At 64.5% G+C, this 12,138-nt stretch carries 6 protein-coding genes and 3 rRNA genes; 5 read left to right on the plus strand and 4 right to left on the minus strand.

Features of this window, described 5'->3' with window-relative positions; translation table 11 throughout:
* Positions 1-162: 162 nt before the first annotated feature.
* The 3 genes from ACQPWU_RS11980 to rrf all read left to right on the plus strand — a co-directional run bounded on the left by ACQPWU_RS11980 (position 163) and on the right by rrf (position 5,270).
* Positions 163-1,682: ribosomal RNA gene (locus ACQPWU_RS11980) — 16S ribosomal RNA — on the plus strand.
* Between the two features lie 303 nt (positions 1,683-1,985).
* Positions 1,986-5,091 (plus strand): 23S ribosomal RNA (locus tag ACQPWU_RS11985).
* 62 nt (positions 5,092-5,153) lie between these two features.
* A 5S ribosomal RNA gene (rrf, locus tag ACQPWU_RS11990) occupies positions 5,154-5,270 on the plus strand.
* The 16S, 23S and 5S rRNA genes sit together here, the layout of an rRNA operon.
* A 45-nt stretch (positions 5,271-5,315) precedes the next feature.
* On the opposite strand, the gene ACQPWU_RS11995 is transcribed toward rrf, so the two are convergent.
* Complete coding sequence (locus ACQPWU_RS11995) at positions 5,316-5,942, minus strand: LysE family translocator (protein ID WP_433439177.1); 627 nt, start codon at positions 5,940-5,942, stop codon at positions 5,316-5,318.
* A 96-nt stretch (positions 5,943-6,038) separates the two neighbouring features.
* Between ACQPWU_RS11995 and ACQPWU_RS12000 the strand changes: the two genes are divergently transcribed.
* Entirely contained in the window at positions 6,039-6,497 is a 459-nt protein-coding gene (locus tag ACQPWU_RS12000; RefSeq protein ID WP_433439179.1) for an Lrp/AsnC family transcriptional regulator, read from the plus strand.
* Between the two features lie 116 nt (positions 6,498-6,613).
* Here ACQPWU_RS12000 and ACQPWU_RS12005 read toward each other — a convergent pair whose 3' ends face one another.
* On the minus strand, positions 6,614-8,083 hold the full coding sequence (locus ACQPWU_RS12005; RefSeq protein ID WP_433439181.1) for a phosphodiester glycosidase family protein: 1,470 nt from the start codon (positions 8,081-8,083) through the stop codon (positions 6,614-6,616).
* 269 nt (positions 8,084-8,352) lie between these two features.
* Here ACQPWU_RS12005 and trpS point away from each other — a divergent pair, with 269 nt between their 5' ends.
* Positions 8,353-9,315, plus strand: a complete 963-nt coding sequence (trpS, locus tag ACQPWU_RS12010; protein ID WP_433439183.1) for a tryptophan--tRNA ligase — start codon at positions 8,353-8,355, stop codon at positions 9,313-9,315.
* On the opposite strand, the gene ACQPWU_RS12015 is transcribed toward trpS, so the two are convergent.
* Positions 9,302-10,336: a methyltransferase gene (locus ACQPWU_RS12015; protein ID WP_433439185.1), complete on the minus strand. Its 1,035-nt coding sequence runs from the start codon at positions 10,334-10,336 to the stop codon at positions 9,302-9,304. The genes trpS and ACQPWU_RS12015 overlap by 14 nt on opposite strands.
* 182 nt (positions 10,337-10,518) lie before the next feature.
* Positions 10,519-12,135, minus strand: a complete 1,617-nt coding sequence (locus ACQPWU_RS12020; protein WP_433439188.1) for a PucR family transcriptional regulator — start codon at positions 12,133-12,135, stop codon at positions 10,519-10,521.
* Positions 12,136-12,138: the final 3 nt, after the last annotated feature.

The raw sequence follows: 12,138 nt of genomic DNA on the forward strand, positions 1-12,138 counted from the left end.
CGAAATGAACGCCTCCGAGCGAAAAGCCTGAATGGTTTCGAGTGAGGGGTACGCGTCCGTTTCTTGAGAACTCAACAGTGTGTTAAAAGCCAGTGCATGAGATTTACATGCATGACCCCGTCTTTTTGACGGATAGCTCGGATTGATTTCCGGACAAGACATTGTTTGGAGAGTTTGATCCTGGCTCAGGACGAACGCTGGCGGCGTGCTTAACACATGCAAGTCGAGCGGAAAGGCCCTTCGGGGTACTCGAGCGGCGAACGGGTGAGTAACACGTGAGCAACCTGCCCCTGACTCTGGGATAAGCCCGGGAAACTGGGTCTAATACCGGATATGACGCGCTTTCGCATGGGATGCGTGTGGAAAGATTTTTCGGTTGGGGATGGGCTCGCGGCCTATCAGCTTGTTGGTGGGGTAGTGGCCTACCAAGGCGACGACGGGTAGCCGGCCTGAGAGGGCGACCGGCCACACTGGGACTGAGACACGGCCCAGACTCCTACGGGAGGCAGCAGTGGGGAATATTGCGCAATGGGCGGAAGCCTGACGCAGCGACGCCGCGTGGGGGATGACGGCCTTCGGGTTGTAAACCTCTTTCAGCAGGGACGAAGTTGACGTGTACCTGCAGAAGAAGCGCCGGCTAACTACGTGCCAGCAGCCGCGGTAATACGTAGGGCGCAAGCGTTGTCCGGAATTATTGGGCGTAAAGAGCTCGTAGGTGGCTGGTCGCGTCTGCCGTGAAAGCCCGCAGCTTAACTGCGGGTCTGCGGTGGATACGGGCCGGCTAGAGGTAGGTAGGGGCAAGTGGAATTCCTGGTGTAGCGGTGAAATGCGCAGATATCAGGAGGAACACCGGTGGCGAAGGCGGCTTGCTGGGCCTTACCTGACGCTGAGGAGCGAAAGCGTGGGGAGCGAACAGGATTAGATACCCTGGTAGTCCACGCTGTAAACGTTGGGCGCTAGGTGTGGGGGTCTTCCACGATCTCCGTGCCGGAGCTAACGCATTAAGCGCCCCGCCTGGGGAGTACGGCCGCAAGGCTAAAACTCAAAGGAATTGACGGGGGCCCGCACAAGCGGCGGAGCATGTTGCTTAATTCGACGCAACGCGAAGAACCTTACCAAGGTTTGACATCACCCGGACACCTGCAGAGATGTGGGCTTCTTCGGACTGGGTGACAGGTGGTGCATGGCTGTCGTCAGCTCGTGTCGTGAGATGTTGGGTTAAGTCCCGCAACGAGCGCAACCCTTGCTCCATGTTGCCAGCACGCCTTTCGGGGTGGTGGGGACTCATGGGGGACTGCCGGGGTCAACTCGGAGGAAGGTGGGGATGACGTCAAGTCATCATGCCCCTTATGTCTTGGGCTGCAAACATGCTACAATGGCCGGTACAGAGGGTTGCGATGCCGTGAGGTGGAGCGAATCCCTAAAAGCCGGTCTCAGTTCGGATTGGGGTCTGCAACTCGACCCCATGAAGTCGGAGTCGCTAGTAATCGCAGATCAGCAATGCTGCGGTGAATACGTTCCCGGGCCTTGTACACACCGCCCGTCACGTCACGAAAGTCGGCAACACCCGAAGCCCGTGGCCCAACCACTTGTGGGGGGAGCGGTCGAAGGTGGGGCTGGCGATTGGGACGAAGTCGTAACAAGGTAGCCGTACCGGAAGGTGCGGCTGGATCACCTCCTTTCTAAGGAGCTACTTTCACCTTTCACCGGCGCGTGTTCGGTGGGGTGACAGCTCACTAGTGGAGCACTGGCTACTCAACCAGGCTGTGATCGTCTGGCTGTAAGTACCGTCGCTGGTGACAGCGGAGTGGGAACGCGGCTGTGGGGGTTCGGACTGGTTGGACACACTGTTGGGTCCTGAAGGAACGGGCATGCGTGTCTGGTTCTTCGGAGACAGGGCCAGCGGACGCTTCACATGTGGTGGGGCGCGAGCTGGTTTGCTGTTTGTTGTTTGAGATTTGCATAGTGGACGCGAGCATCTTTGTGGCCAAGTTTTTTAGGGCACACGGTGGATGCCTTGGCATCAGGAGCCGATGAAGGACGTGGGAGGCTGCGTTAAGCCTCGGGGAGTCGCCAACCAGACGTTGATCCGGGGATGTCCGAATGGGGAAACCTAGCACCAGTCATGTGGTGTTGCCTCCGCCTGAATGTATAGGGCGGTTGGTGGTAACGCGGGGAAGTGAAACATCTCAGTACCCGTAGGAAGAGAAAACAATATGTGATTCCGTGAGTAGTGGTGAGCGAAAGCGGATGAGGCTAAACCGGGCGTGTGTGATAGCCGGCAGGCGTTGCATGTCCGGGGTCGTGGGACCTTCTAGCAGTCTCTGCCGGGGTTGCGAACAGTGATAAATCGGTGGGGTAGTTGAAAGCTCTGGGAAGGGCTGCCGTAGACCGTGAGAGCCGGGTAGGCGAAACCTTGTCGACTGTTTGAGGGGATCCCAAGTAGCACGGGGCTCGAGAAATCCTGTGTGAATCTGCCAGGACCACCTGGTAAGCCTAAATACTCCCTGGTGACCGATAGTGCACGAGTACCGTGAGGGAAAGGTGAAAAGTGCCCCGGTGAGGGGTCGTGAAATAGTACCTGAAACCGTGTGCCTACAAGCCGTAGGAGCTTAGTCGTTCTTCGGAGCGGCTGTGATGTGACTGCGTGCCTTTTGAAGAATGAGCCTGCGAGTTATGGTGTGTGGCGAGGTTAACCTGTGTGGGGGAGCCGTAGCGAAAGCGAGTCTGAATAGGGCGTTTGAGTCGCATGCTGTAGACCCGAAGCGGAGTGATCTACGCATGGGCAGGTTGAAGCTCAGGTAAGACTGGGTGGAGGACCGAACCCACCAGGGTTGAAAACCTGGGGGATGATCTGTGTGTAGGGGTGAAAGGCCAATCAAACTCCGTGATAGCTGGTTCTCCCCGAAATGCATTTAGGTGCAGCGTTGCGTGTTTCTTGCCGGAGGTAGAGCACTGGATGGCTAATGGGCCCGACAAGGTTACTGACGTCAGCCAAACTCCGAATGCCGGTAAGTGAGAGCGTGGCAGTGAGACTGCGGGCGATAAGGTTCGTAGTCGAGAGGGAAACAGCCCAGATCACCGACTAAGGCCCCTAAGCGTGTGCTAAGTGGGAAAGGATGTGGAGTCGCAGAGACAACCAGGAGGTTGGCTTAGAAGCAGCCACCCTTGAAAGAGTGCGTAATAGCTCACTGGTCAAGTGATTCTGCGCCGACAATGTAGCGGGGCTCAAGTACACCGCCGAAGTCGTGGCATTGACAGCTTTCGGGTTGTTGATGGGTAGGGGAGCGTCGTGCAGCCGGTGAAGCAGCAGAGTGATCTAGTTGTGGAGGCTGTGCGAGTGAGAATGCAGGCATGAGTAGCGAATCGAGGGTGAGAAACCCTCGCGCCGGATGACCAAGGGTTCCTGGGGCAGGTTAATCCGCCCAGGGTAAGTCGGGACCTAAGGCGAGGCCGACAGGCGTAGTCGATGGACAACGGGTTGATATTCCCGTACCCGCTTCAATGCGCCCATATCGAACCCCTTGATACTAAGAGTCCTTAACTCGCTCGGGCCTTCGGGCTTGGGGTCAGGGTGAACGCTCGGCCTGATTGGGTAGTAGGTAAGCGATGGGGTGACGCAGGAAGGTAGTCCAGCCCAGGCGATGGTTGTCCTGGGGTAAGCATGTAGGGAGCGAGGTAGGTAAATCCGCCTCGTATTGATCCTGAGATGTGATGCCGAGCCGATTGTGGTGAAGTGGATGATCCTATGCTGCCGAGAAAAGCCTCTAGTGAGTGTTGTGGCGGCCCGTACCCTAAACCGACTCAGGTGGTCAGGTAGAGAATACCGAGGCGATCGGGTGAACTGTGGTTAAGGAACTCGGCAAATTGCCCCCGTAACTTCGGGAGAAGGGGGACCTCTGCTGGTGATGAGTTTTGCACTCGGAGCTGGTGGGGGTCGCAGTGGCCAGGGGGAAGCGACTGTTTACTAAAAACACAGGTCCGTGCGAAGTCGTAAGACGATGTATACGGACTGACGCCTGCCCGGTGCCGGAACGTTAAGGGGACCGCTTAGTGTGAGTAATCATGCGAAGGTGAGAACTTAAGCGCCGGTAAACGGCGGTGGTAACTATAACCATCCTAAGGTAGCGAAATTCCTTGTCGGGTAAGTTCCGACCTGCACGAATGGCGTAACGACTTCCCCGCTGTCTCAACCGCAGACCCGGTGAAATTGCAGTACGAGTAAAGATGCTCGTTTCGCGCAGCAGGACGGAAAGACCCCGGGACCTTCACTACAGCTTGACATTGGTGTTTGGAACGGCTTGTGTAGGATAGGTGGGAGACTGGGAAGCTCGGACGCTAGTTCGGGTGGAGTCATTGGTGAAATACCACTCTGGTCGTTTTGGATGTCTAACTCTGGTCCGTGATCCGGATCGGGGACAGTGTCTGGTGGGTAGTTTAACTGGGGCGGTTGCCTCCTAAAGGGTAACGGAGGCGCCCAAAGGTTCCCTCAGCCTGGTTGGCAATCAGGTGTTGAGTGTAAGTGCACAAGGGAGCTTGACTGTGAGACTGACGGGTCGAGCAGGAGCGAAAGCTGGGACTAGTGATCCGGCATCGGCGTGTGGAAGCGGTGTCGCTCAACGGCTAAAAGGTACCCCGGGGATAACAGGCTGATCTTCCCCAAGAGTCCATATCGACGGGATGGTTTGGCACCTCGATGTCGGCTCGTCGCATCCTGGGGCTGGAGTAGGTCCCAAGGGTTGGGCTGTTCGCCCATTAAAGCGGTACGCGAGCTGGGTTTAGAACGTCGCGAGACAGTTCGGTCCCTATCCGCTGCGCGCGCAGGAGACTTGAAAGGGGCTGTCCCTAGTACGAGAGGACCGGGACGGACGAACCTCTGGTGTGCCAGTTGTACCGCCAGGTGCACGGCTGGTTGGCTACGTTCGGGAGGGATAACCGCTGAAAGCATCTAAGCGGGAAGCTTGCCTTGAGATGAGGTCTCCCACCTGTGAGGGGTAAGGCTCCCGGTAGACGACCGGGTTGATAGGCCGGAAGTGGAAGCGCGGTAACGTGTGGAGCTGACCGGTACTAATAGGCCGAGGACTTGACCACAAAGCATTTTTGCTCGCGTCCACTAGGCAATTCTGAGACAGCAAACAGCTGTTTCGCAGGGTTGCGGCGGTTATGGCGGGAAGGAAACACCCGGTTACATTCCGAACCCGGAAGTTAAGCTTCCCAGCGCCGATGGTACTGCACTCGGGAGGGTGTGGGAGAGTAGGTCACCGCCGCACAATATTTAATGAGAGGGCCACCCTTCGGGGTGGCCCTTTTTGTGTTCAATGGGTGCCGAGGGTGGCGGCCGCGACGACCAGGAGCATCGTTCCCGAGATGGCCGAGATCCGGCGGGCGGCCTTCGGGGTTCGCGTCAGGGCGTGGCTGGCTCGGGCCGTGGCCAGGGCGATCAGGCCGTACAGGATCCCGCAGTTCACGACGTGGAGCAGGCCGAGGAAGGCGAGTTGGAAGCCCAATGGGACGCCGGTCTCTGTGGAGATGAACTGCGGCATCAGCGACAGGTAGAGCAGCACGCCCTTCGGGTTGAGCAGGGCCGTGAGCATGCTCTGCCGCAACACCGTGCCCGTGGGCTGGGGGGACGCGCCGGGTGGCGGGGCGGCGGGGTTCCTCAGTGACGCCAGGGTCCTGATCGCGAGGTAGATCAGGTACGCGGCGCCGGCGTACCGCATGGCGGGCAGTGCGGCGGGGACCGCGCGGAGTGCGGCGGCGAGGCCGGCGGCGGCCAGAACGGTGTGCACGGCGTAGCCGGAGCAGATGCCTGCCACCGCCGTCAGTCCGGTGCGCCTGCCCTGGCCGAGCGAGCGGGCCACGACGTAGAGCATGTCGGGGCCCGGAGTGAAGATCAGCAGCAGGTCCATGCCCAGGAAGAGCAGCAGCAGCCGGGTGTCCATGGGTTCCACCTCCTTACGTGACGGTAGTCGAGGAAGGTTGGCAGCCGATGGTGTATTCGTGCTGGCCAGGTCCCAGATGTGGCAGGATATTGCGCTGTGGACGGAATCGACCGCAGGATCCTTCAAGAGCTGCAGCGAGATGGGCGGCTCAGCAACACCGAGCTGGCCGACAGGGTCGGTCTGACGCCGTCGCCGTGCCTGCGCAGAGTGCGGCATCTGGAGGAGTCAGGCGTCATCCGTGGATATCGAGCGCTGCTCGACGGGGCCGCGGTGGGGCGAGGGTTCCAGGCGTTCGTCACGGTCGTGATGAGGTATGAGGATCACGACACGGTGGCTGAGTTCGAGCGGCTGGTGGCGGGGATGGCAGAGGTGGTGGAGGCGCACCGGCTGTTCGGGGACCCGGACTTCTTGCTGCGGGTGGCGGTGGCGGATCTGGCGGCGTACGAGCGGTTCTACTCGGAGACGCTGTCTGGGCTGCCGGGGGTGGCGCAGGTTACCTCTCATCTTGCGATGAAGTCCGTTAAGCCGGACACGGGACTGCCGCTGGACGCTTGAGCCCGTACGCGTCCAGCTGACCCGGCCCCAGAGGGAGGGCGCATGCCCTGCCGGGACGTGCCTCGCCCGGGTGGAGGCGCTGGGCCGTGACCCAGGCGAGGCGTGTGTGTGGTGGGTTACTGCGGCAGGACCAGGAGGGCGTCGCCCACGCCGCGCTCCACGCCGTCCGAGGGCCGGTTGACCAGCTTGTCGCCGACCACCATCGCCGTCGAGCCGCCACCGTCGAGGTTGACGGCCTGCTTCGCCCCGAGCCATCGCATGAACTGGGCGGCCTCGTGGAAGTTCGCCCCGACGCTCAGCCCTGGGTTGCGGCCGTCGATGGCGGCCAGGATGAGGCTGCCGTTGCTGGTGACGCCGAGGAGGGTGCGCGGGTGGCGGCGGAGGATCATGTTCACGGAGTCGTGGCCGTCGCGCTTGGCGGTGATCTTCACCTGGCCGTTGCGCACGAGGCCGACGTTGCCCGCGATGACGTTCAGGTCCGGGGTCAGCTTGAGTGCCTTCTTGGTGCGCAGGTCCACGACCTTGGTGTCGACCTTGACCGTCCAGTCCTGGAAAGCGTGCTCGTTGAGCCAGTCGGCGGCCAGGCCGTTGCCGTGCAGCACCCGCGTTCCCGCGGCCACCGCGGCGCCCGACTCGCGCTGGCCGATGACCTTGCCGTTGGCGTCGAGCACGGCGTCGGTCCCGCCCGTGGGCGTCTTGGCTCCGTACTCCTCCGTGTACAGCACCAGCTCGTCCGTCGCGGCGGCCCGGTTCACCCCGTTGACCTTGGTCTTCTGACCGTCCTGCGAGGTCGCGGTGACGCTGGTGTCCAGCTCCGTGATCTTGGCGGTGTGGCCCTTGAGGATCACGGCCGAGCGACCGGGGACGGCCTCGCTGAGCAGCTTGCCCCCGACCACGGACGCGCCGACGGGCTCGCCGCGCAGCGCCTTGTCGGTGTGGATGTTGAAGAAGCCGCCGTTGACCCCGACGAGCGCGTGCCGGGCCTTGGACATCGAGGAGACGGTCTCCCGCTTGGCCACGCTGGTGCCGAGCGAGGACACGTACGAGCCGCGGAACGTCCTGGCGTCGATCATCACGACCTTGACGTCCCAGGGACCGGTGGTCTTGAGGCCGTCGTCGCCGAGGTAGTCGACCTTGACCTTCAGCTCCGCGTCCTTGAGCTTCTTGGCCGTCTCCTCGGCCTTCTTCTTGTCATCAAGGGACCAGAGGCCGACCCTGACCATGTACACGGTCTGGGAGGGGGCGTCGGCGACGCTCGGCCGGACCACCTTCTGCACGCTGGGGATCTCCCCGGCGGCCTCCACTTCGGCGGCCTTGGCCTCGGCGGTCGACTGCGTCCCGTAGTCGCGGCCGCTCGGCATCAGCACGGTCACCGTGTAGCCGTCGGTCGACGTGCCGGCCTTCACGTCGTACATGTCGATGCCCTGAGCGACGGCGGTCGCCTTCTTGGTCGGCACGGGCCTGGTGCCCAGAGGGAACTTGGCCGACGGGAACCCCACCGACAACTGTTCCGCGAAGGCGGGCAGGGTGGTGAGAGTGAGGGTGGCGGCTATGGCCAGACCGCCGGCGAGGGTGCGTCGAGACATGGATTCTCCAGAGGGCGGAAAAGGGACCGCACCATACTGACGAGATCAAGGTCTCCAAGGCAGCCGAACGCGCCAATCGGCAGAAGAGGTTACAAGATTGACATCGCGCGCGGCTATGATCAGATACCATTCGTATATGACACGCATCAGCATGTGGTGGCGGCCGACAGACGGCCGCTGAATCCCCATGCACGGGCCGTCTCCGAGACGGCCCTCCGAGCGTGCGGGTCCTCTCCGGGACGGCGAAAACCTAAAGGAGAGAGACCGGAATGAACGACGTCGTGCTCACTGGTGACCGCCCGACCGGATCCCTGCATTTGGGCCACTATTTCGGCTCGCTGGCCAACCGGGTCAGACTGCAGGACACGTACCCGATGTACGTGCTGATCGCCGACTACCAGGTGATCACAGACCGCGACCTGCCCGGCGAGATCCAGCGCAACATCACCGAGCTGCTGCTCGACTACCTCGCGGTCGGGATCGACCCGGCCAAGGTCACGATCTTCCAGCACAGCGCGATCCCCGAGCTGAACCAGCTGCTGCTGCCGTTCCTGAGCCTGGTGTCGGTGGCCGAGCTGAGCCGCAACCCCACGGTCAAGGACGAGATCGCACACAGCTCGCAGCAGGCGGTGAGCGGCTTGATGTTCACCTATCCCGTGCACCAGGCGGCCGACATCCTGTTCTGCAAGGGCACGCTGGTGCCGGTCGGCAAGGACCAGTTGCCGCACGTGGAGGTGACGCGGCTGGTGGCGCGCCGCTTCAACGAGCGGTACGGCGAGGTGTTCCCGTTGCCCGAGGCCATGATGGGAGAGCAGCCGATGCTCAAGGGGCTCGACGGCGGCAAGATGAGCAAGAGCCGGGGCAACGCGATCGCCCTGTCGGCCACCGAGGACGAGACGGCCGCTCTCATCCGCAAGGCCCGCACGGACTCCGACCGGTTGATCACGTTCGACGAGACGCACCGCCCCGAGGTGGCGAACCTCCTCACGCTGGCCGGCCTCTGTCTCGGCCGCCCGCCGCAGGACATCGCCGAGGAGATCGGGTACGGCGGCGCCGCCGCGCTCAAGGGCCTGGTCACCGAGGCGGTCAACGAGTTCCTGCGGCCGATCAGGAAACGCCGCGCCGAGCACACCGAGGCCGATGTGCTGAGCATTCTGGCCGTCGGCAATGAGCAGGCCCGGGAGCGGGCGATCACCACGCTCGACGAGGTACGGGCCGCTATGGGCTTCTGAAGGGAGTCCGGGCGACGGCCAGTTCGGTGGGCACGGAGCGCAGGGGGCGGCGGTGCCGGGGCCTGCGGAAGCCCGCATCCCGGAGCAGGCCGGACACGTCTCGGAAGTCCCGCACCCTGCCGCCCGCCGCGACCAGGTAGTTCAGGTCGAGCAGGTGCAGCAGGGTGCGGCTGGCCCGTCCCGGCATGACGCTGTCCCCGAACTGCTCGCCCACCACGACCGTCCCCCCCGGGTTGAGCGCCGCCGCCACCCGTCGCAGGAGCGTGGCCGCCTCCTGGTCGTCCAGCCCGTGCACGACGTTGAACAGCAGGACGATGTCGTACCCGTCGCCCAGGTCGTCGTCCAGGAACGACCCGGCGCGCGCGGTGAGCCGGGGATGGCCGGCGGCGGCTTCCAGCGCCTGCGGCAGGTCCAGCACCGTGGCGTGCAGCCGGGGGTGCCGCCGCAGCAACTCCACGCTGAACTGGCCGTGACCGCCGCCCACGTCCAGCACCTGCCTGGAGCCGCGCGGCACCGGGATGGCGCGGGCCGCCGCCGGGGCCTGCTGCCTGGCCAGCGCCGCCGTCCACGCCTGGAACGACCTCGACAGGTCGGGATCGCCTTCCAGCAGGGCGTAGAACGGCGTGGCGGGCGCCCCGTCACGTACCGTCTTCTCCAGCCTGGGCCAGATCACGCACGCAGTACGTTCCCAGAACTCCAGCCCCGCCACCAGCGACGTCGGCGAGTCGGTCACGAACCACAGCCTCGACGCGCGGGTCAGGCGATACCGGCCGCCCCTGGCGCGCAGATAACCGAGCCCGGTCAGTGCGCGTAACAGCACGTCCGTGGAGCGGGGATCCAGGCTGAGCGCGGTGGCGAGCTCCCCGCTGGTTGACGGGTGCTCGCGCAGGGCGTCGAAGACGCCCATCCTGGCCGCCGCGACGAGCGTGTGGAGACCCAGGGCGCCGAAGTAGTCGAACATCGGAGGCACGATCGACAGCCGGTGCGCTGTCGCCTCGAGGGCGTTGAAGAAGAGGGGCACAAATGCGACGGTAGGCTACTCCGACCGGCGGATCCGGTACGCGGCGTCTCGTGCGCGGTCCACGTCGTCCTGACCCTCTCGGCCTCACTCACCCTCCGCACTTCGGCTGGGTCTTTGGCGGGGGCCGGGCGCGTCCGGCGGTTCATTAGCCGGTGGCGTCGCGCCTCCCTTCCATGAGAACGTCAGCGGGTTTCGCGGCGGAAGGACTCCAGGGCCAGCAGGGCCACGTGGAGGGACATGCACGACTCGACGTCGTCGAGGTCCGTGTCCAGGATGCGCTCCAGGCGCCGTAGCCGGTCGTAGAAGGCGGGCCTGGACAGATGGGCCTTCTGCGCGGCGACCGCCTTGTTACGCCCAGCGTCGAGGTAGATGCGCAGGATCCGGGTGAGGTCGCCGCCCCGCTGCGCGTCGTGCGCCAGCAGCGGCCCCAGCTCCCGCTCCGCGAACGTCTGCAGCCGCGCGTCATCGCGCAGCAGGTGCAGCAGCCCGCGCAGGCGCAGGTCCGGCAGCCGGTAGAAGGCCCGGCCGTCCGGCTGGCGAACGGCCACGTCGGCCACCTGCTCGGCCTCGAGGAAGCTGCGCCGTACGTCCCTGATGGACTCCACCACCGAGCCCGCCGCAAGCACGAAAGAAGACCCCGGCCGCCACAGCACGCGCAGCCGCTCGGAGAGCGCGGTCAGCGCGGGCTCGGCCTGGCTGCGGGGCGGGAGGGGCAGCAGGACCCCGACCCGCTCCTGGTCGAGCGCGCCGACCAGGGCGGGCAGACGGGCGTCGCGGCAGGCGGCGGCGGTGGCCTCGGCCAGCTCGCCGAGCTGCGCCTGGCCGTCGAGCGCCTGGTCGGCCGGGTCGGTGGGCCTGATGACCACGCTGATCAGCTTGCGGCCCGTGAGGGGTACGCCGACGGCGCGGGCGCGGGCGGCGGCCTCGTCGGGGTCGGCGTAGGCGTGGGTCAGGATGCCGGTGATGATCGTGCCGTGCGCCTGGCGTTCGAGCGACTCCTGGTGGCGCTCCAGCAGGCGGCCCAGGGCGAGGGTCGTGGCGGCGCGCTCGGCCAGCACCATGTCGCGCGGTGTCGGCGGCGAGTCGCAGATCAGGATCAGCCGCCCCCAGTCCTGCCCTCGCGCCCCGACCGTGGTGACCAGCCAGCCGGAGGCGGGGTCGAACGCGGTCCGTTCGGCCGGGGCCACCGCACGCGACCGCGTCTCCCAGCCGGCCAGCAGCGCACCGGCGTCGCGACCTGCGGACTCACAGGCCAGCACCTGGTGCGCGAGGTTCTCCAGCAGCACGGGCCGGTTGGACAGCCTGGACACCTGGGCGAGCACCTCGGCGGGCGACGCGCCCTCGACCGACAGCTCGGTGAAGACCTCGTGGAGCTGCTCGGAGGCCCGCAGCTCCTCCAGCTGGATGTCGATGATCCGCGAGTGCACGGACTCCGTGATCTGCACGAACGGCGTCTCGCGGGTCAGCACGATGACCGGCAGGCCGTGCTCCTCGGCCGTCTTGACCACGGCACGCGGCAGCTCGCGGACGAACCTGCGGCCCAGCTCCACGATCAGCCCGGAGGCGCCTACAGAGGAAAGCTCGCCGATGTAGTCGGCGAGCTTCTCCGGGTCCTCGGGAAGCGCGACGCCAGTGGTGAGCACCAGCTCCCCTCCGCGCAGCAGGTGGGCGATGTCCGCGATCTCGCCGACGTGCACCCACCGCACCTTGGTGTCTAGCCGGTCGGCGCCCGCGACCACGCGCGGGCTGCCCCGGCGTACGGTCTCAAGGGCGAGGACGTCGGCGATGGTGGGCAACACGGG

Origin of the sequence: Nonomuraea sp. CA-141351 (assembly GCF_050944675.1) — a bacterium.
Lineage (GTDB): Bacteria > Actinomycetota > Actinomycetes > Streptosporangiales > Streptosporangiaceae > Nonomuraea.